Raw genomic sequence first — 21688 nt, 5'->3', positions numbered from 1 at the left:
TTGAACCAGTAAACAGCTTACTGAACTCCATGATGGTGGCTAATAATGTTATTGTAAAAAATTAGGGTTCAACTCATCAAAACAGGACTTAGTTTAACTTTATCAGCGTTCGATTATCGCTCTAAGCTGAAGTACACTTAGAGGAAGAAGCGGTCGTTAGTAACGTTCTGTTATGTTTTTTACTTTATACGCTGTACTTTGGCCGATGTACCCGCGACATGCATAACATTACCACCACCTGGGTTATAAATGAGAACTTCAGGTCGGTGAGCATATTTATACTTATATTTATAGTGAGATTGTTGCCAGACCTGTCCATTTTGCAACTGATAAGATGTGTCTCCTTCCCAACCTTTGAAATCTCCATTTATTCTACTTTTAATGACACCTTCTATTTGACGAATCGAGACAATTTCGTTTTGACCATCGACCTGAAGATAAAGCCTGCCATTACGCCGAAGAATATGCACCAGAGGACAATAAGAATAGTAATACCAGTACTTATATTCATCTTGAACCCAGCATGTCCCATCCATTAATTGAAATAAAACCTCGTCATCAAAACCTTCAAATTCCCCATCAACTTGAGAAGAATGTACAATCTCATACCCTTGCATGATATCTCCTTAAAAAACATAATAAGCCTGTAGAATTACTCGCTTTAAATTTGTCCAGTTTCATTAGACCATTACAGATTAAACCTCGCCTACTCGAAGGATATTACGAAAGTCATTTTCAACCTCGCTTCGTGCCTTGCCCATTTCTCTGTTGACCTTATCAAAAAGGCTCTGCAGTTCATCAGTAACACCGGCGGCAAGACTTTGATTTGAATTTATAACGACCCTTGCCTGATCTAATGTTTGCGCGGCTGCTACATAAAAGCTACTTATATTTTTTGCTATATCCTTAGAAAAATATATTTTATTCTTTTCAAAGTGCTCTATGAAAGCATCAAACCTAGGCAAGGCTAATTCATATGCCTCACTTTTTGATGGTTTTTCTCTGCCAAAGTAATCTGGACGGATGGTATCAAAAATGGCTTCATGCATAGCGACTAATAATTTGTAGTTTTCGTCTATGATAGTAGCTCTTTTTTCGATTAAGTTTGCATGCCCTAAATGCGCTGCATGCCTTTCAATTTGTAATTCGTGTTCTAATGATTGAGCTATTCGTGCATGTTCAGCTTTCAGTTCTGCGATAAGAACATCAACAGCGGCTTTCTCACGTAAGTGAATTCTATCTTGCCATACTTTACCTAACCAGCCTGCTAAACCAGCAATAAAAACTGATGCTCCACCTAGTTGTGTAAGTGTAAGTTCAAAAACTTGATCCATGTATATAACTACTCCAATAAATGAAAGAGGTTTAATTAATTTAATAGTGCGCTCATCGCGCATATTTCTGCTGACACCGCGCTCACTTATCTACTTTATATTGTTTTAACAAATAACCTAAGGTATTACTATCACTAAGTATTCTAAATTTTTTAGGTAAAGTTAAGCGAATCAATATGCGCGCAGCGCTCATTTTCATGAATATATGCGCAAAGAGCAGTTTAACGAATCAATTAACGACGATATTTAGCCAATCTCAATGACCGGTTCTCGCTCATATCTGTCAGATAAATCTAAACCTATTAGTCAAAACTGTAAGATCTGGTATGAGCTAATTCACTCAGACTCACCTTTTTTAACAGGTTTAATGGTTCTTCATTGAATTGACAATAAAAAAGCCGGCAACAGGGGCCAGCTTTCTCTATTTCAAACATAATCATGTATCTATCACCAACTTACTTTATTAACTATAAGCGATTAAACAGTTGTTTTTAATGCTGTAGCAATGAGTATGATTTAACTGCCTGTGCTTTAAGAATCTTTTAGCAATATAGCCTCTGCCATCTCAACAATTTCAGCTCGTGAATGTAAACTTGGTTTTATTCCTGCACTTTGAAGCGCTAGGTTATCATCACTTAGTTCTTTCGTTCGTAGCGTTTGCCTAGTGCTTGCAATATCTCCCCATCTGACACAGTTAAGCCTCCTAAGCACATATCTTTATCTACAATCAAATTCCCTAAGCTATGAACTAACTCACCAACGGCACATGATAGTTTTTGTTGATCTGTAAACATTTCAAACTCCTTTTTATCTTAATTTGTCACAGGCATTTAAGCTGCGCTCTTTCTTGCGGGCTGCTTGCTGAGCAATAACCCCCAGTTTGACGATATTAATTCTTTTATATGTGGGTTCAAATTTTCATCATACTTTGTAAACGCTAGTGTTCTCTCCTCTTCTTCTACTACTTTTTCAACATACTTTCTGCGTTTAATTCTAATTGATGCTGTGCATAGGTTGCTTGCGAAGTTCTTATTGTATCGTCGCGTTAACTCATCAGCAGTGCAATTTGTATTTGCCATAAAAAAGGCCTTAAGCACATCTTCACTTATACCCTTTGCTTTTGGTCGCTTTATATTGTTGCGATACAGCGTGTTTTTTATAGCTGTATCTGATTTGAAAGTTTTAAATGTTGAATTGTAAAGCTTAGTAAGCTCTGCCAAAGAATATTTATTCACATTCAAACTTAAAAACTCAACCTGAACATCAGAATATTTCGTATTGTTAGAATTTTTCATAATAATTACCTTTAAGAAAAGAACAGAGCACTAATTTATACAATATGAAAAATCAGGCTACTAAACTAGAATGGTCAAATTAGGCGTGGCCTCATGCTTCGCCTAATGTGTTATTAAACATTTAATGTTTTGGTGAAGTGTTAATATCTTTTATGCATACAAGCTCTTTAATCATTTTACGAGCACTCTGCAAATCAGTCATGTAAGAGTGTATTGCACCAAGCAAATGCTCTGTAGTGACGCCTTCTAAAATCAAAGGGAAACAAAAGCAAAGCTGATTTTCATTGTTAATGAATACTTTTAAAAGCTTGTACCGTAGATTGAACTCAGAAAGTAACTGATAATCAAAGAATGAAAAATTCTTTACTCTGCTTTCAAAATAAAGGCTACTAACGGTTTCTTCACCACTCCAACTGGTAACCGCTTCAAGAGGTCTGACGATTAAATCGAAATAGTCTAATTTATACAAAATTCTGTTTTTTTCATAAATTGCATCCTCAAGAACAACCTCTTCGATTAATTGTGTAACATCAAACATCGTAACGTTCTCAATTATTTCGCCGGGCTGGTAGTGCCCAGAAGACATTATTTGGCACAGGTCTTCATTCAGATCTGAACCAAATGGATTACTATCTTTATCAAAAGATTTTTTATTCATAAAAACACCCATAGAAAACATGCAACTAAAAAAACAGTGACTAATATTGGCTCACCAATAGTGTTGGTTTTAGTTACTAATAAAAATTTAAACCGCTTATTCGTTATCGGGTAGTACAGAGGAATCCCGCTATCAGTAAGATAATCACCAACCAAATGCATTGCATAGCCGAAGCAAAGCCATAGCAGCCAGTACGGAGCAGATTGCCCATATAAAAGCAGAATAACGACCAAGGGGATTATGCTGTGTGTCAGTCCTCGATGGCCGAAAATAAAGCTTATTGGAATAGAGATAAATTTAAGCCGCTTACCGATGAACGAACCTGGATGATCAAGATCGTTCAACGAAGCGCCAATTAAAGTTAATGCTCCACCAAGTATTAATTGTGAGTTGATTTGTTCGAATTTATCACTCAAAAAGTCTAAAGCTACGAGATAGCCACCAGCCGCTATTGCAAGGTGGCTTTTAAACATCATTGCCTTTAACCTTTAGTAGAATTGTTTTTAGTTTCAGTGCTTGGATTTAAAGCTTTTGTACGAGCTTCAATTAATTCTAATTCACGGTTGTGCTCAGCTTGAGTGGCTTTTTCCTTCTCAGCACGACGCTTACCTAAGCGTCTTTCCAAGTCATCAAATTGCTTTAGAACAGCGTTATTATTACTCTTCGCTTTCAATTGCTGTAATGCTTTATTAAATTCTTCATACGGCAACTTCAGTAACGTATACGCGTGGAATTGACCGTTAATAGTCGTGAGCTTTTGAGATACTACTTGGTAACCCACTACCGGTATCGAATCTACTATTTGGTCGATTAAAAATGTAGTTTGCGTATTAACTTCACCGCTTGCACCACCTTGCTCAAACGAACGTTCTGAACCAGAGAACTCTTGGCCTGTTTGCTTAGCCAATTCAAATTCAGCCTGTAATCGTGCGGCACGACGAGAATGATTAAGTTGTTTTGATTGTGCAATACCAACACCATAAAACCCGGTTGAATCGGACGCTGGTGGTGAGAGTACCCACTCAGGTAAAGCTTCAAGTTCTTTTTCTTGCTGTACAGTTGATTTTTCTAGTTGCGCAGCTTCGTTTGCAGCTCGTTGATTTTCAAGTGCTTCAAGTCTATCTGCCATATCATCATTTGATGAACAACCAGATAAAATAGCTAGACCTATCGCTAGCGAAGTTATTTTCAATTTCATGGATGTATACCTTGTTTTAAAGTTGAATATTAACATCGAGCAACAACAATTTATAAAATTACAGCTACCCAAAAACTACATTGTAAATTTTTTAATCTAATTCTATAACTGAGCCACTGTAGCGGCTTAACCATTTCCCCGTGCGTTTACATTCTACGAATTCATCTTTGGCTTGATGCATTTCTTCAAACGCTTTAGCAAGGCGAGTATCTTTAATTTTGAATAGTTGGCAATAATCTGCTGACGCATATTCGACAGTAACAAACAAAAAGCGACGAATATAAATCCCCACCAAACTTGCTACATAAGTATAAAAAGCTTGCTGTAGGTCGTATTTCAACGAGCGCATTTGTCTTGAAAAATCATCTGGATTAGCAGAGCGAGTAGTTTTTACATCAGCGGCTTCATCATCAAACCTAAGCCAATCGAATTTTACCTTCAAAAGTAAACCTGAACGTGGGCAGCGTGAAATAATGGCAACTTCTGGTAAGCCATAATTAATGTATGCATCAGCTTGTGGTTCATTTTTTAAAGATTTAACAATTCGTATAGCGCTATCCCACACTTGGCCATCAACACCAAGCTTACCGCCATACAATGTTTTTTCTTCGCCTTCTATTACTGCGGTGCTTTGTGCGCCCTCTTTTTCGCGATTAAGTCGTAGTAAATGTTCAAAAACTCTAGCATTTGGATCGTGTTGAACCAATCGCTCAGCTTTAACAGCCTTACTTCCTGTTGTTTTTAGGTTAAGCCTTTCCAGCTCAGCTTTGATTTGCGCCTCAGTATGTAATGCATCTGGCTCATCAATAGGTAGTAATTCTCTAAAGTATTTATTGTAAAAGTCTTCGGGCTCAAGAATCAGTTCATGGCCAAGTGTGCCAGCATCTAATGTGCGTTGAGTTTGAAGGGTGCGCTTAACCTCAATACCTGATAAGTATCTACGGTAATAATGAGGCGGTGATTCCTTAAATTCTTTAAGTTGAGATGAACTTAAAGCAGGGAGGCTATGATACAAATCGTTAGGCATATTAATATAAATACCTTCAATTAACTCGCCTTGAGAATCAATATAGTTAGGCTCACCGTTAGCATCGAAAGCTTCTATGGCTTTTTCTACCCAATTACTTAACTTAGGTGCAAGTTCTTCATTTGAGATAGCATCTTGAATCTCATCAAGACCATAATTTAATTGTTTTGCTGCTGACATTGGTTTAACCCTTTAACTATTTATGCCAACCATAATGCCATAGATAGAAATTCAGGCTACTAACCTATAATTGCATATTAATCATGTGGTTATATTTCATATAAACTACATCTAATCAGCACGAATTTCTTACAGTATATAATATTGATTACACAATTATGGTGTTACACACCAAGATTATGTAACGTATACGGCATTGATTACACAATTATGGTGTTACACTCCAAGATTATGTAACGTATACGGCATTGATTACACAATTATGGTGTCACACACCAAGAATGTGTAACGAACACGGCATTGAACACACAATTATGGTGTTACACACCAAGAATATGTAACGAACACGGTATTGAACACACAATTATGGTGTCGTACACCAAGAACATGTAACGAATACGGTATTGAGCACACAATTATGGTGTCGTACACCAAGAACATGTAACGAATACGGTATTGAACACACAATTATGGTGTTACACACCAAGAAAATGTAACGAATACGGCATTGAACACACAATTATGGTGTTACACACCAAGAATGAGTAACGTATATGGTATTGATTACATAATTATGGTGTTACACACCAGGAATATGTAACGTATACGGCATTGAACACACAATTATGGTGTTACACACCAAGAATGAGTAACGTATATGGAATTGATTACATAATTATGGTGCCGTACACCGAGATTATGTAACGTATACGGCATTGATTACATAATTATGGTGTCGTACACCAAGATTAAGTAACATATATGGCATTGATTACATAATTATGGTGTCGCATACCAAGAACATGCAACGGTAAATATTCATTAAACAATTACGGTGTGATACACCAAAAACATGTAATGTGTAAAACGTTGAATACACAATCATGGTGTTGAACACCAAGAATATGTATTGTATACGGTATTGAACACATATTTATGGTGCCGCACACCAAGAAGATGTAATGTAACTAGTATCGATTACACAATCTTGGTGCCACACACCAAGAAGATGTAATGTACAAAGCATTGAATACACAATCTTGGTGTAAAATATTACATTATTAGATTAAAATTATGTAGAACCAAACAATAGTGGCGTCCGACAATGAGTAAAAAGCTAAGTGATATACCTATTTCAAGAACTAACTTACCTAAACATATTAAACAAGGTCATAAATTAGTATTTAGTCGGAAAGACTTATCACCACGCGAGGCCGATTTATTTGCTCTAATGATGGCTCAAATGAAAAGCTCTGACTGGGTTAAATCAACACCACAATACACTTACACTGCCAACCAATTATCTGAATGGTTAAACATTGATTCTAAACATATTGGTTCGGTGTTAGCTCCGGCTGCAGAAAGGCTTGCAGGTTATAAAGTGGGTATCAAAATTGAATCTGAAACTGGAGATGATGAATTCGACTACAAGCCACTGTTCAAAAATATTAAATATAAAAAGGGGCTACTAACGATGGTTCCTAATGACATGCTTGAGAGTGAATATATTGAATATCACCATGGTTTCGCACTTATAACTACAAAAACATTCTTAGATCTAAAACAAGAGTATTCAAAGAGGCTATACGAGTTACTAAGCCGCTTTAAAAAAGATGGATTTGAGATGCATTTTATTAAGGTTGATATACTCAAAGGCTTATTTGGATTACTCGATGAAAGAGGAAAACTAAAAAAGAATAAAAGCTCATTTAAAAACAATGGTGTTTTTATGCAGCGATGCATAAGAGATAGTATTGATAGATTAAGCAATCACCCTATAGTGCGGAAAGAGCTGCTATTTTTGGAAAGCAAAACAGGTGATATTGGGTATGAAGTTAAAACACAAGGCAATCGCATATCTGAAATTAAATTTCTTATCAAATGGCATGAGAAAGGCACGTACAAAGAGTTGAACACCCAAGACGCTCTTCAAACAGTGAAAGAAATGATTGCTAAAAAAGTTACTAATAAAGAGAAACTTAGTGTTCCCGAGTTAACTAAACTTTTAATGGCGTATCGTTATTTAGAAATAGATGAAGAAGCTGATAAAGTAGAAAAAGCATTGCAATCATATACAGAAAAAGAAAATGTTGAAAAGAGTGTAACTGAAGATGAGAAAAGTGAACTTGAGTCACTGTTAGAGCTAACTAAAGGTTTAGATTACTAATATTTAGACACCATAAATGTGTTAACTAAAAACCAGTTAAGTGATCAGTAACACCATTAAAGTGATCAGTAACACCAGCATTGTGATCTCAACCACCAACTTTGTGATCACCACCACCATAATTAAGATCTAAAGTGTCTTTTTTTACATTTAAAATCAAGTAGATACGAACCCTATAGTTTTATATCTCTTTCTAGTATTTATACATTAAATAGAATTTATAGGGTTTGTGGATATGTGTATAACTTTTAACAAGCAATAAATCCCAATCTGTAGTCAGAATTTTCAAATATGTTTAACTACTGAAAAAACTGGAGGCAAACAATGTCACATAACAACTACATCGATTTATTTTTAAATAAAGAATTTAGAGCTCAACTTATAGCTACGTATCAAACTAACAAAATTGACCGTTCATTTGATGTGAATGAAATCAACAGCCAATTGCGCGAACTCTTTGCTTGGATAACATCTCAAGTCAACAAACAAAAATTGTATAGCAACCGTAAGCCTAGCTTTGACAGCATAAAACCTAAAGAATTAGCCCGCTGCATTCTTGAAATAGCCAATATGGGTCTATCTATTAATCCATATGACAAAGAGGCCTATTTATTTATTCATTGGGAATCTCACTGTGAACAAGTATTCCCGACTGTTAAAATTGGTATCCAGGGCATGAATCAATTTTACGGCGCCTGTTCCAAAATCAAATCTACCAACTTCAGTGTTGTGCATGATGGCGATCAATTTGAATGGTACGGTGAAAACACGCCACCGCGATTCATTCACTCATATACAACCGATGGTAACGCCATTGTAGCCGCTTTCTCTGTTATAACCTTTACGGATGGTACATTCTATTGCTCGTACATTGGAACAAGTGAAATTCAGTCTATTATTTCTGATAAAACACATATGGCAGATGATGCTGGAATAAGTGCTTGGGTTAACTTTACCAGTCGCTGTGTGCGCAACGTGATCTTACGCAGGACATTTAATAGTCTCGCAAACATCTTGGGCTTACTACCGAATAACAGAAGTATTAATGACTCTGGTGTTGTAGTTAAAGTTGAACAACAAACGCCGAACGTGCCACAAACAACAAGTTTGACTGAAGAATCAGTGAGTGATGAGGATTTTGCCGCCCTCTTGGCTAATCAATTAGAACAGTAGCCAGATTATTGAGATGACCTATAGTGGCCATATCAACATGATTAATTAAAAGGTAACTATCGTGCGTAGAATTATTATAGCTATAGCTGAGCACTACAAAAGTAATAAAACAGCAAAAATCACACAGTTTGTTCAAGGAGAATATAACCGTGTAATTATTCACGAAAACACACCTATTTCTTTGCACGAGGTCAATGAGTCGGACATTTTACTTGCCCTTAACGAAACATTGTTAAAGTTAGAATTGGATTTAAGCGAATTACTTGATTTTGTGAGTGTAGTGCCTGCAATTGATCGCAATACCAAACAACTCACTGCTGTTGTTGAGCTGAAATCAGCTTATTTTCGTCACCTAATTAACTCTAGTACGAAGACAAAGGTTCATGAGGACTTTATTTTATACACGACTGATATGTACCAGCTTTGTGGCAACGATAACCATATTAATTATCGTGAGTTACCTAAAAAGCCAAACAGTGAAGTTATCGCTGCATGTATCAATTTCAATATAGATAAAAGTAAAGGTTCGTGTGGACTCTCTCTTAAAGAGCTGGAAGCAATTAAGAGACTCTACATAGATATTAAGTACGGCGGTTTCAATGTATTTAATGATGATGAATGGCTTGATATATACAAAGCATCAACATACAGACGCGCACTAGAAGATGACGCATTACAATGCCCTGAAAAAATTCTTGGTAAATCTGTGACTGCTAAGTACAAAGTAGCGGTAGAAATGCATAACGTATTTTTCCGCAAACAAGAAAGAGCTGATTCTTTAATTAAGAATGACTTTGGTCGAGTTATTGGTAGAAAAACTAACCTTTTCTCCCCTGCTGAATTAATTCAACAGAAAAACTTACCGCGTTATGGTGCATTTAAAATTGCTGCATCGCGTGGTCAAAGTGCCACTAGCTCTCTCGATAATAATGAGGTTACTTTAGATCCATTTGATTTCGGAAATTTCAATCATGAAATATTGGTTAATAACAAACGCAGTGAGATTGAGCCAGTACAAACTATATCACCGGCAGAGCATGAACATATGGAATCGTCTGAAGAACTTATTGTGAGCGACTTTCTTTGTTAAATAATTAAAAGTGAAATAAATGAATATTAAAACTCGTGTCATATTAAAATGTAATGAAAATGAGCGCAAATCAGTACGCATAATGGTGTATGAGAACGACTCTGAGTTTTTCATACGTTTGGATCTGTGTGGTAAGGGTTTGAACTTTGAGTATGAAGAATTTACCGCAGGTGACTTTAAACTTGAACATTTGGCTTATGAACGCCTTGAAGAAGAAATTACATGTTTAGAGCAAATTGATTTTGAAGTTGCCAAACGTAATGACAATTCAATCCAAACATTTGAGCTAGAGCAGCTAAAATCGAAGCCTATCATGCCTCTATCCTACTCAAAGTTAGATGACAAGCAAATCAATGGCCTAGCTAATCATCCATGCTTAGAAGTCTATTCAGGCATTCAGTCAGTCGTTGTATTTGATGAATTTTACAATGTTAGATTCTATCCAGCTAACAAGATTGGTATTGAAGGGGCTGCACTCCCTTTACCAACGACATATACGAACATGATCAAGGCTGGTTTTAAGCGACTTGGCTTGGGTTACACTATTGTGGAAGGCTTCTATTCAACAAGATTTGGTTTTACAGCCGTTGATGCTGCGATAGTGAATGGTAAAAAGCTAATAGATGTTCCTTACAGCGAACGTTTTAAACTAATGAATAGCTTTGTAAGTAAGGTTAATTCCAGTTTATTTAAAACTGGTGACTTAAAAATCTCAAGTCGTACTAATTTAGGATGCAGCGCATACTCAGTTGTGCACAGTTCAGTTTTATTCCTTAAAAAAGAAAATTCAGTTCCATTGTCATTGATGAATGACGTTGATAGTCAAATTGATACTCTTATTATTGATGATTTAATGCCTGAGCGTGCCTCTTTGCACTTAGATGGGGAGTTTATCGAATGTTTGAATGTAACTACTGGTGCTATATGTAAAAGACCTAGTGTGTTTTACAGTCGGTCTAATTACAATTTTTTTGAATATGCTAGTGTTGCGTGTGTTCGGACTGAAAATGATGAAAGGGAGCCTCTGATCTTTTTCTAACCAAGGCCATATCACGTTGCACTATTTGTGATAAAAGTTGCGCAGAAACAGTAAAATCCTCAATGGTTTTACAAAGATTATCACACCGAACCCCGCCATATAAATCAAAATACCGACGCGCCTCTAAATAGTTCTTATCTCCATCATGAACGATTAAAAGTTTTATATCGTGGTTGCGTTCGTTTTGTTCGTTTACCCATTGGTATGGAAGTGATGACAACTCACAGAGTCTTATACGCATAAGAAATTGTTCTATGTAATTATCATGATGCCATTGCCCCGAAACAGAGTTTAAAACTATATAACCCGCCTTTGGTCTGTCTATAGTAAAGTGATACCCACTGGCCTTAGAGTAATTAGCACATATTTTAACTTTGCGCCCTTTAAATGCATTTTCTAAGAAAACCATCATTTCCAAGCTTGAAACTGCATCAATTATACTGTCCTGGTTTTCAAAGTATGAAACCCCAGCTTTTATAGCTTCAACATGTTCAAATATATCTACACTCATACAACTCCCTATGGACTAAATTCAAGGTTACAGACTTCTTTAGGGTTGGTTTCCCCGGATACCTTTGCCCATGCTGCAGCAGCAATGTATGAACTCTTTGAAATGTCTTCTTCAGAAAAACTGAGTATTTCAACACGAACCCCCATCGACGTTTGAATTAATTCAGCCATCACAGGCTCTGGTGTTAGTACAAATTGAAGTAACTCTTTGGTCATCTGAATGTCGATGTTAGAACATGCAATAGCCTTGGCGTAACAAGATAAACTAAGCAGTAAGGTTTTATTTGTTATTTCAAACAAGTTACTACTTTCGTTTGCCTTATTTAAATTCATTGCTTCTAAAAGTGCTTTTCTTGTATTGGACTCAATTTTTATGAAAACTTTCTTCCAAAAATCATTTAGCTTGACGCTAAGCGATTCAATTTCCAAATGGAGTGCGATACCTTGCATACATTTTTGACCAATACGAGCTACGCACTGGGCTGGGTCAGTTATAGGCGTTCTTCTTTTGTATCTTACCGACTTATTAGCTATTTCAATTATCTTTGATAGCACTGCGCCATCCGTATGAGCCAATTGTACTATCTTTGCAGTGTTGTAATCCTGGTTAAAGCATGCATTCTTTAATTCAGTTATCACCTTGTTATTAGCTTTAACCAAGCTGCGGCCAGCGCCAAAAAGACGCCGGACCTCCAAAACAACAAGGGATTCATTACTCAAATTTAACATTCAATTTTCACTATTTACTGACGGTTGTCTTCTAATACCATTTGGTCAATTGCATCCATGAAAGAGTAACCGTCATCAATTAACTCCTGCCTGCGCTGCTTTTCGTCGGCATTAGTGGTTAAGGTAAGCTGTATACGTCTATCAGTATATAATCGACAGACTTGTGATTGTCCTTCATACTTTATAAAAATCTCTGAATAAGCAACATCTGTCCTAGACGGATCAGGTTGTACCGTATGTGTTGATTTTATCAGTTTAAAATCTAATTCACTACCAGAGTATGCTTTCTCATTCTGTAGTTTTTCAACGGCCTCTTCTCTTTGTTTAAGTAAAAGTAGCCAATTTGAGTTATCAAGTATCGCTCGACCTACATCTGAGCTATAACCATCCATGACAGATTGAGTGATAAGCCCACCAGCAGCATTATATTTTCTGAAGCGTCGCCAAGCTGTTTCTAAGAATTGACTAAAAAAACCAAGCCTTGCTTTTGTTGCTTCATCGCCCTTCAAATATTCCCACGCCTCGTCAAGCAGGAACATCCGACGACGTGCTTGCCCACCAAGGTACATTGTTTGCTGTATTGACATAATTACAGACATTAACGCAATTGTTTGTAAGTGAGGGTCGCCTTTTAGCTCTTCGAGCTCAACTACCACTAAGCGAGAAGAGAAATCGACTGGCGGCTTTTCGGGATCAAAATATGCGCCATAGTAAAACCCTTTACAAAATGGTTTAAGCTGGTGGCCAATTTCTCTCACTGCTTCATGTTCACTTTTTAAACACAGTTCATAGTAATCATCAATACAGGCCTTATTTCCTTTGTCATTCCATAGCGCAGTTAACAGGGTCAGCATCTGCGAGCTTTGAAAGTCTGATATTTTACCTGAAGGTGCTGCCATTGTTTTTAGTTGTGCTAGACATTGTATACCTTGACCTTCTTCACCATCAAACTCATGAATATATGAGAACGGATTTAGTGTATAGGCTAAGTCTTTATTGAACACTAAGAATTGTGCTTCATGCAGCTGCTTTGCTAGGCCTTCATAAGAACGCCCCACGTCAATTACGAATACTTGAGTTCCATCATCGAAATCTTTGTTTTGTGCAGGGTTATCTGGATCATCTTGTAACTTAACGCCAGATGAAAGCATATTTGCAATGAGGTATCCCGTAAAGAAAGACTTACCAGCTCCAGAAGTAGCTGCAATATAAAAGTTATAGTTAGTCTGTGATTTAAAAAAGTCGATATTTACCAGCTGACCTAATCGTGATGTTAATAATAGTCTAGGTTCCGAGGTGTTTCCCGCCCAGCTCCCCATATGAGGGGTTAAAAAAGGAAGTGCTTTTGAAGTACACACATTATAACGGCCAGAGAGATTAACAACTTCTTCGCTAAGCCCCAATGGTAGTGAGCTTATGAACATCGGTACTGTGAAAAAATTATTATCAACCAGCGTACAACCTTTACGCTCGTAAAATGCAATAAGTTCTTCTGCAAATACGTCAGCTCGCTCTTCATTTTTAGCAAACACATTTACTTGCAGTGCATACTTAACAATAGTTGATTTTTCTTGCTCTATTTCACGATTTATATCGTTAAAGTCTTTATTTTGGAAGCGTAATCGGTCAACCCATTGCACTAACTTGCCTTTTGCCTGTGAGTTTATAAAACTACGTTTAGATTTAATATCTTTAATAGCTTTTACTGCGTCTTCATAATACATATTAAGTGTGATCATGAAGTGCTCTGTCAAAGGTGCTCCCTTACCTTCTAGCCAATCACCAAGCAAGTCCATCATTTGACCATAAACCATATTTTCTGGCATTTCAGTTACAGACAACGATTTAATGTATTCACATTCTTTATCTTTTTCATCTAGTATTTTTATGCCACTACCTTCTATCTCAACTCGCTTGCCAGGATCTAAAATCTGATCACGCATTAAGCCCGAAGATTGTGACTTTTCTTTAAAGTGCGGGCGTGTACGCCACTTGTCTTTATTGAACATGTTGAACATAACGCGTAAGCGGCGACGAAAACCTACATCATCAAGCTCTACTGCGCCTAATATTGACAGTGAGCGTAAAGCGCGCTTTTTAACATCTTTGGCTAGCGTCAGTTCATTACTAGTTGGTACAAGCTGTTTAATTGGAATTTTTATAGTAAAAATGAACTCAAAAGTTCTAAAAATAAAATCAGATTCATTTATTCCTTCGTTTGTACCCTTGCGGTAGAAATCATGAACAGCTTTTGCTATGGATGAAACTTGCTCTTGGTCTTTACCTAAGTAGCGTCCAGTTCGTGCAGCACGAAAACCATATAGCTGATTTTCAATATCAGGGCTTGAAATTAAAGATGCCTGTATAAGTGTTCCTTTGGGGAATTTTGTTTTGTAAATACCGGTTAAGCTATTTAAAATTTCACGATTGCCGCCGTTTGTGGGCATTGATCTAAATGCAAAGCCAAGATAAGGCCCCTCTAATAAAAATAATTTTTCATCCTCCCAGTATTCTAAGTACGGGAATAAATCAGCAAAAGCTTCGTGCTTTAATAATTTTTCGTTACGGCGGCGAAATGCAGACATTTTTTAAATACCCCTTTATTTACTTTTTACGATTGATTGGGTTTACAACTTCCATAGCATCGACCCCGTTTGAACGATTACGAGCACGGTTGAATTGTTCTTCACTGCGGCGTTTTACTTCTAACGGTACTACGCGAGATGGTCTGTCGTTCGCTGCCTCACCATAACTCCATCGTCTTGGTGTAACTTCAACAAATGTATATCCTGGCATATGTAATAAGCCATCCGAATCAGTATATGAGGCAATTAATACACGCATAACTTGAGCGGGCTCAAGCGTCGCTAATGGTTCAGGTGCGAGTGGTTCATTATTGCTTGGCCACTGTTCATATTGATTTTGTTGGTATGAAAATCGGGTTTGCGGTAAGACTTCCGGTGTTTGGTAATTATCGGGGGTTTGTTGGCCATCTCCACGCGCTGCATAGGTAACACCATTGTCTGTACCACGCTTACTAGATTTATTTTCTAGTTTTGTTGTTTTGTTTTGATTGGTAATAACTTGCTTTGTTTCACCATCACTCTCGTACAATGAAACGTGATTTGTATTTTGGCCATTGCGGTATGCGTTAAGCTCTTCTTGGGTTAGGTTCTCAAGACTAACGCGGTTGTTCGTTAATTTATAAACATCACGAGGGCCACCACATACTCCGCCTTTTTTTAAATTTGGACAGGTAAATTCTTCTTTACCTAGTGAGTTCACACACCCCTGAAGGCTTAAAGCACTAATGACCAATGTTAAAGTAGTTAAAAGCTTAAATTTCATTGTAAATCCCTAAATCTGAATGATTACACATGTTGTTTGTTTGAGTCAGGTAGCGTGGGCAATGGCGCGGATCAGGTTCACTGCCAATTGGTGACATACAGCCACCTAATGCACTTACCAAAATTATTATTGTTAATGTTTTAATCATAATGATCCCAACCATTTATCTAATTCAACGGGTGCGCCTTTCGACACAAGGCCATCTTCTCGTACAACATGCGGTAAATTGGTGATTTTAAAAATTTCCTGCATATAAACAGTAAACATTAAATTCTGGTCAGGGCAGCCTTCATTTGTGTCCAAGAATGATTTGCTTGTGTTGTTAGCTAAATCTTCTATTGCAAGCTCTCTATCTGGTGCACACAGAATGCTCATGCTGCGCTTTACTGCATCCTCTCCACCAATCAGCGGCATCATGACAAATACGAAATGGTATTTTTCTTTGTTAGCGTTAATCTTTGCTACAAATTCTTGGGTATGTTTAGCTGTTGGATCACCGAAAATAACCCCTTGGCGCGGTATATCAGGATTGCCAAGAACAAGTGAAGCTAGGTCTTTTTGAAAGTCGAATTTCATTTCAGATAATGGCATGCGCAATGTATCGCGCACATCGTCCACAGTTTTGAGTGTTTTTCTATGCCATACGTCTTTTATCGCTCCCTCAATAGCAAAACGACCGTCAGAACTTATTATATAACTTCCACTTTCAGCTTCGACAAAATACAAGCGTGAGACCGGCAGCTCTTGAATAGCGTTTACAGCACCGTACTTTCCAAGGTCACGTTTTGTTTGTTCTGCAAATTCTGTGCGTGACGGTAAAGGTAATTTAACTTCATCCTTATTTACTTTTTCTTCTGCAAAAACAGAACTGCTTAGAAGTGCCGCAATAATGGGGAGGGTTAGTAATTTCATTTAGTTAACGCCTTTCAGATTTTTAATTAGATCATCAACTGGCGCATATCCTCGTTGCACTAGCTGCCCATCAATTGAGAAAATGGCAGGCGTTCCACTTACACCTAAACTTAATCCCAGTGCAAATTGCTCAGGGATTGTATTTTCGCACGTACTTCTTGGCACGTTCGCTCTATGTGCTGCGGCATCTAAGGCCGCTTTAGGGTTTTCGGCACACCACACATTCTCTAATTTGTAATAAGCACCAGTGTACTGCGTTTTATTTTGTTGGTTGTATGCGCCTTGTCTTGGCCATGCTGCATAGTGGACAGTTACACCCGCTTGGTTGAAGTCTTCTACTTCATTATGAAATTTTGTGCAGTACGCGCATGAGGTATCGTAGAAAACGACTATTTCACTAGTTTCGTTTTCAGCCTTGTATGTAATAAAGCTATCTTTTAATTCAGCAATTTTCTTTCCATTTTCTTTTGCTAAACGCGCTTTAGTTAAATTAGGAAGGCCTTCTTTAGCTTCATGAACATTGCCAGCAACAATATATTTTCCATCTTTGGTGGCATAAAACACGCCTTTTTCGGTAACAACTTGCACCATATTTGGAAGTGGTGATTCTTCAATTGCGACAATTGGAATTGGTACAAGCTTTGTAAAGTTGTCTATAGCGGCTTGCAGTACGATTTCTGCTTGGCTTTTTTCAACTTTTACGCCTTCAGCATTCGCTGCTAACGAAAATGTAACGCTTAATGCAAGCGTTACCATATTCTTCATATTTAACTTCATAATTAAGGCCTATCTAATTTGATTAGGTTTATTTTTACACCCTATAAGTTGCTTGGCTAAAATTACAGAGGGTATAAAGTGCCTCTCTAATTATTTAAATACCCATTTTTAAAATTAATCTGTGAATTTAAAAACCCGATCACCCAATTACACCCTGTAACCCCATGTCTTTTCGGTTGTTAAACCTTTTAAAATTAATCTGTGAATTTAAAAACCCGATCAACTAATACGCTTGGACTTATTGACTCTTTCACGCTATTACTTTTATCCACACTAGCTAACCCCTTTATTTACGTGGGCTTCAACCTAATTCCCGTTCAGTGGTCAGGATTTCAAATAAACGTATTATTTATTTAACTTTTACGGAGAGTAGCCCTTATGTCTTTTATTAAATTACCCTGTGCAGACTTTATATCAATCTTAAACCCTATCGCTCGCCTTGCTTGCTCTAACAAAAAGAGTAACGGTGTACTTGAGTTCGCTCGCATTCTTATTACGAACAAAAGTGGCAAGCTTGCCGCTTACGCGAGTGCTTCAAATGGTGGGCAGTCTATGGCGCGTAGAATAGAAAATTTTGAAAGCGATATAGATATGTTGGGTGAAGATAAAGAGGTTTTACTTTCAGGTGAAAAGCTTTTATCTATTGTTAGTGCTTATACGTCTTTTGATGCAAACGAGCCTGTAAAAATCTCATGGGATGATTTTAGCGAAAATGGAGGGTTAATTACTGCTAAACGTTCAAAAATGAAAATTGATACCGCAGACCCTAGCGCGTACCCAGCACCACCAAAGTTATACGCTGAACATTCAGTATTGACGATCCCCCTAAAGCGACTTCAAGACGTACTTGTGCAAGCGCGTGGCTCAGTGGCGGTCAACAACAGCACAAGACCTGCCCTAAATGGTGTAAATATAAAGCTAAACTGTTCAGCAAAAGCGATTTCTTTAACAGCTACCGATGGATACCGTGTTTACGATAATAAGCTTGATGTTACAAATTCTAAGAATGATTTCAATATCGTTATCCCCACTAAGTTAATTGATATGATTCAAGGGCTAAAAGTAAGTGATGCAAGTGAGTTAGTACGCCTACGTTGCGATACCAATTCATGTGAAATCACCTTCAAAAGTACACTTATTCGCTCTCAGTTACTTGATAATAAATTCCCTGACTTATCCGAATTATTTTTAAATGAACCAGATTGGTTGATGGATTTAGAACAAAAAGATATGGCTGATGCATTGGGGCGTTTATCTGCGGCCATTGATAAGCGTCTACCCGCTATAGAGTTATTGATTGACGATGAAACACAAGAAACACATTTACGCACAGTACAAGGCGGAAAAACGCTTGGTGAGGACTACCTTAAATCAAAGGTGACTTTTAAACCTGAAAATGCGCTATCTGTAAATTTAAACTTCTTAATGCAAGCAGTGGCTAACGTAACAAGCAAAGTTGCGCGAATTGGACAACACCCGAAAGATAAATATCTTGTTATCCAAGGTGAAGATGAAACCAGCCGCATGATAGTGCTACCACTGCGAACCTGATCAATAGCCAGAAAATCGAAATTGGTTAGCATACTTATAACTTATTAAGTCTTGGGAAGATTATTAATGAATACTGTAACTGATAAAAATGAAACCGTAGCTATTACACCAAATGCGTCTATTGCTTCAAGTAGCATCACTGTTAACCCTGCTGAACTAAAAGAGTTTAAAGGGGGTAACACACGAAGAAAAAACGATGAACAGGCCTTTAACGAGCTGTGTGAGTCAATTCGTAATATTGGCATCATTCAAAAACCTATAGTACGCACAAACAGTGAAGGTGAGCTTGAAATCGTTGTTGGCCACAGACGCGTTTCAGCGGCTATCAGTAACGGCTTAGAATCAATTGATGTTGAGCATAAAGAGCTTACAGACCGTGAAGCTATGGAGCAGCACCTTTGCGAAAATACAGTTCGTCAGGACTTAGACTTTGTTAGCCAAATTCAAGCGTCAAAACGCTGGTTAAGCTTTTTTAATGGCGATAGAGAAAGTGCAGCCAAGCGCCTTATGTGGAGTGTTAAAAAGCTAAACGAACGACTTGAGCTTGTTCATTGTTGTGATCAAGTATTGGACGCGCTAGACCAAGGCAAGATTAAAGCAGGTCATGCTTTGATTTTATCTATCCTGCCAGAGAAAATTCAAATCGGCACATTGAAACGTGTTATTGATGAGAAATTGACTGTCGCTGAGTTAAAGCAACGAGCAACTAAAGTTCAGTTGCCATTAGGTACGGCCAAGTTTGATAAAACAGATTGTAACTCATGTAAGCATAACAGCGAGCGCCAAGTGGGTTTGTTCGATTTAGGTGATGAACAAAGCTCTACCTGTTCGTTTGGCACATGCTACCGAAACAAGACACAGGCATATTTAAGTGACCAAAAAAATAAATTAGAAGAAAAATACGGTAAAGTTTTATTTTTTAGTGAGTCTAATCCAGCCGATAGACGAAAAGTTGATACAACTACCGTGGGTGAAGAACAATTCACTAGCGGTTGCGCCCTTTGCTCTAAGCGCATCAGTATACTTGATGATCGCCCAGCACATGAAGGCACTGTTATTGAAAGTCAGTGTATTGATGTTGACTGCAATGATAAGTGTGTTGCGGCACTCGCTAAAGCTAAAAAAGCAAAAACGAAAAAAATTCAAAAAAGTATTCCGAAATCCGAGAGCGACAATAAAGGTATTATTAATGAAGCGGATACTGAAACAACTAGCGCGCCTGTCGAAACACAGGAAACTGTTGAGCCTGTTGCTTGCCAACCTTCAAACGTGGTCATTGAGTCTCATAAAAGGGAGCTGGTGGACTTTGCACGTAATGAGTTAAAAGATAACGAACTATTTAGATTAAGCCTTGCTGTTGCATGTGTAACCAGCGCACACTCTAAACAAAGAGGGTTTAATAATGTTGGTAAAATCGCTGCTGAACTTGCTTCAACCAAAACTAAAAAAGAAATTTTGGATGAACTTTCAAAATCTATTACTAATTTTATATTAACAAGTGATGGCGCTGATAATGCAAATGCATTCCAATTTTATGAATTAGCATTTCAAAGCATTGATGGGCTTGCTGATAAAGCAGTGCAAGAATGGCAACCGAGTAAAGAGAATATTTCAAGCTACACGATTGAGGGGCTTAAACAACTATGCTCTGGTAGTGGCTTTGCACAGGCCGCCAATGAACAGGCAGAGGACAGCTTTAAAACAATGCACTCGGCCAAAAAAACCGATTTCATTAAATCAATTTTAGGCACTAAATTTAACTGGCAGAAGTACGCGCCACCAGTGTTATTGACACTTCTTAAACGCTAATCCCTTTTTACATAACTTCCCAACCCAAACCGCTACTTCCTGATCAGTAGCGGTTTTTTTCTTTTGTTTTACTATGTAGACACTTAAAACATAGATACTAACTAAACGAGATAACCATGTTGAACACTCTTAAAAAAATCATTGATAGCGCGACATTAGCGGGAGTAGCAATTAACGTTACTTCAAAAAACGACACTGAGCTTGCTATCGTTTTCACTCCTAAGTTAGCAGCATTAAGCAAGTCTGGTAAATCTGACATATTAGAAGATGGTAAGGCTAACGCTGAGAGCCATTTTAACCTTCGTGCAGCCCTATCAACCCCTTGGGTTATGACAGGCACACCTGAAAGCATAGAAACGCAATTAAATGACTTTTTGCATAGTGCTGGCACTCCATTAGAGCAAGCAAACTCAAATATGAATAACTCAAGCTTTATAGATGCCTTAAATAGCGCAACTAAAGCCGTTGAAGCCAACAAAGCCACTGCCGTAGCGCCTAAAGAAAAGAATAAGCCTAATACTGCAACCACACCAGCTACTACAGTAGTTGAAAATGAACCAGCACAAGCACCTGTTGTAGTTCAAGAGCCACCAGCAGTTGAACACGATTTATTTAATGATTTCGATGATATTGTCAGCATTTAATTTTAATTAGTAAGTAAGGAACAAAAAAATGAATAAACTAAATAGAATTTTCAAAGTGGGTGCGCGTGAGATTGATGCACCTTTACCAAATGGTTCTCTACAAGAAAATGTTGACCAATTAATGATTAATTTCCCTATGTTTCGCTTCACACATATTCTCGAAGTAGATGGGATACCGCAATCAGATGGCTCAATTCTTTACGAAGTGGAGTTACCGCCATGCAAAACGAACGGGTAACACCGCAAG

22 protein-coding genes are annotated in these 21688 nt (G+C 37.5%); 8 read left to right on the top strand and 14 right to left on the bottom strand.

The window, feature by feature from the left end; translation table 11 throughout:
* Positions 1-179: 179 nt before the first annotated feature.
* The 8 genes from H5187_RS08850 to H5187_RS08815 form a co-directional block, all read right to left on the bottom strand.
* The gene (locus H5187_RS08850) at positions 180-617 is read right to left on the bottom strand and encodes a hypothetical protein (protein WP_182797760.1); all 438 of its coding nucleotides are present in this window, start codon (positions 615-617) and stop codon (positions 180-182) included.
* 78 nt (positions 618-695) lie between these two features.
* On the bottom strand, positions 696-1397 hold the full coding sequence (locus tag H5187_RS08845; RefSeq protein ID WP_182797759.1) for a hypothetical protein: 702 nt from the start codon (positions 1395-1397) through the stop codon (positions 696-698).
* 572 nt (positions 1398-1969) lie between these two features.
* Complete coding sequence (locus tag H5187_RS08840) at positions 1970-2128, bottom strand: hypothetical protein (protein ID WP_182758875.1); 159 nt, start codon at positions 2126-2128, stop codon at positions 1970-1972.
* A 36-nt stretch (positions 2129-2164) separates the two neighbouring features.
* A complete protein-coding gene (locus tag H5187_RS08835) occupies positions 2165-2629 on the bottom strand; it encodes a hypothetical protein (protein ID WP_182797758.1) in 465 nt (154 codons plus the stop codon).
* A 121-nt stretch (positions 2630-2750) separates the two neighbouring features.
* The gene (locus H5187_RS08830; RefSeq protein ID WP_182758873.1) at positions 2751-3287 is read right to left on the bottom strand and encodes a YbjN domain-containing protein; all 537 of its coding nucleotides are present in this window, start codon (positions 3285-3287) and stop codon (positions 2751-2753) included.
* The gene (locus H5187_RS08825) at positions 3284-3763 is read right to left on the bottom strand and encodes a metal-dependent hydrolase (protein WP_182758872.1); all 480 of its coding nucleotides are present in this window, start codon (positions 3761-3763) and stop codon (positions 3284-3286) included. Before H5187_RS08825 ends, H5187_RS08830 begins: the two co-directional genes overlap by 4 nt.
* Positions 3764-3768: 5 nt before the next feature.
* The gene (locus H5187_RS08820; protein ID WP_182797757.1) at positions 3769-4485 is read right to left on the bottom strand and encodes an LPP20 family lipoprotein; all 717 of its coding nucleotides are present in this window, start codon (positions 4483-4485) and stop codon (positions 3769-3771) included.
* Between the two features lie 91 nt (positions 4486-4576).
* On the bottom strand, positions 4577-5692 hold the full coding sequence (locus H5187_RS08815; RefSeq protein ID WP_182797756.1) for a PD-(D/E)XK nuclease-like domain-containing protein: 1116 nt from the start codon (positions 5690-5692) through the stop codon (positions 4577-4579).
* A gap of 1105 nt (positions 5693-6797) precedes the next feature.
* Here H5187_RS08815 and H5187_RS08810 point away from each other — a divergent pair.
* The 4 genes from H5187_RS08810 to H5187_RS08795 all read left to right on the top strand — a co-directional run bounded on the left by H5187_RS08810 (position 6798) and on the right by H5187_RS08795 (position 11161).
* A complete protein-coding gene (locus tag H5187_RS08810; RefSeq protein ID WP_182797755.1) occupies positions 6798-7859 on the top strand; it encodes a replication initiation protein in 1062 nt (353 codons plus the stop codon).
* Between the two features lie 324 nt (positions 7860-8183).
* On the top strand, positions 8184-9032 hold the full coding sequence (locus tag H5187_RS08805; RefSeq protein WP_182797754.1) for a recombinase RecT: 849 nt from the start codon (positions 8184-8186) through the stop codon (positions 9030-9032).
* 61 nt (positions 9033-9093) lie between these two features.
* Positions 9094-10122, top strand: a complete 1029-nt coding sequence (locus H5187_RS08800) for a hypothetical protein (protein ID WP_182797753.1) — start codon at positions 9094-9096, stop codon at positions 10120-10122.
* A 19-nt stretch (positions 10123-10141) separates the two neighbouring features.
* The gene (locus tag H5187_RS08795; protein WP_182797752.1) at positions 10142-11161 is read left to right on the top strand and encodes a hypothetical protein; all 1020 of its coding nucleotides are present in this window, start codon (positions 10142-10144) and stop codon (positions 11159-11161) included.
* Here H5187_RS08795 and H5187_RS08790 read toward each other — a convergent pair.
* The 6 genes from H5187_RS08790 to H5187_RS08765 form a co-directional block, all read right to left on the bottom strand.
* The gene (locus tag H5187_RS08790) at positions 11103-11672 is read right to left on the bottom strand and encodes a hypothetical protein (protein ID WP_182797751.1); all 570 of its coding nucleotides are present in this window, start codon (positions 11670-11672) and stop codon (positions 11103-11105) included. The two genes, H5187_RS08795 and H5187_RS08790, sit on opposite strands and share 59 nt — an antisense overlap.
* Before the next feature lie 8 nt (positions 11673-11680).
* Entirely contained in the window at positions 11681-12400 is a 720-nt protein-coding gene (locus H5187_RS08785) for an HDOD domain-containing protein (protein ID WP_182797750.1), read from the bottom strand.
* Between the two features lie 14 nt (positions 12401-12414).
* Positions 12415-14985, bottom strand: coding sequence for a TraC family protein (locus H5187_RS08780; RefSeq protein WP_182797749.1), 2571 nt, complete (start codon positions 14983-14985; stop codon positions 12415-12417).
* Between the two features lie 19 nt (positions 14986-15004).
* On the bottom strand, positions 15005-15748 hold the full coding sequence (locus H5187_RS08775; protein ID WP_182797748.1) for a TraV family lipoprotein: 744 nt from the start codon (positions 15746-15748) through the stop codon (positions 15005-15007).
* Positions 15749-15892: 144 nt separating this feature from the next.
* Positions 15893-16660, bottom strand: a complete 768-nt coding sequence (locus tag H5187_RS08770) for a hypothetical protein (protein ID WP_182758860.1) — start codon at positions 16658-16660, stop codon at positions 15893-15895.
* Positions 16661-17437 carry a thioredoxin fold domain-containing protein gene (locus H5187_RS08765; protein WP_182797747.1) on the bottom strand — a complete coding sequence of 259 codons (777 nt, stop codon included), beginning with the start codon at positions 17435-17437 and terminating at the stop codon, positions 16661-16663. It lies immediately after the preceding gene.
* 378 nt (positions 17438-17815) lie between these two features.
* Here H5187_RS08765 and H5187_RS08760 point away from each other — a divergent pair, with 378 nt between their 5' ends.
* The 4 genes from H5187_RS08760 (at position 17816) to H5187_RS08745 (ending at position 21679) form a co-directional block, all read left to right on the top strand.
* A complete protein-coding gene (locus H5187_RS08760; RefSeq protein ID WP_182797746.1) occupies positions 17816-18988 on the top strand; it encodes a DNA polymerase III subunit beta in 1173 nt (390 codons plus the stop codon).
* Between the two features lie 66 nt (positions 18989-19054).
* Complete coding sequence (locus H5187_RS08755; RefSeq protein WP_182797745.1) at positions 19055-20797, top strand: PRTRC system ParB family protein; 1743 nt, start codon at positions 19055-19057, stop codon at positions 20795-20797.
* 116 nt (positions 20798-20913) lie between these two features.
* The gene (locus H5187_RS08750; protein ID WP_182797744.1) at positions 20914-21441 is read left to right on the top strand and encodes a hypothetical protein; all 528 of its coding nucleotides are present in this window, start codon (positions 20914-20916) and stop codon (positions 21439-21441) included.
* Between the two features lie 28 nt (positions 21442-21469).
* Positions 21470-21679 carry a hypothetical protein gene (locus tag H5187_RS08745; RefSeq protein ID WP_182797743.1) on the top strand — a complete coding sequence of 70 codons (210 nt, stop codon included), beginning with the start codon at positions 21470-21472 and terminating at the stop codon, positions 21677-21679.
* Positions 21680-21688: the final 9 nt, after the last annotated feature.

This window comes from Pseudoalteromonas sp. SG44-1 (assembly GCF_014164315.1).
Classification (GTDB): Bacteria; Pseudomonadota; Gammaproteobacteria; order Enterobacterales; family Alteromonadaceae; genus Pseudoalteromonas; species Pseudoalteromonas rhizosphaerae.
Note: the sequence above shows the minus strand (reverse complement) of the source record. Positions and strands in the feature narration are given on the sequence as shown.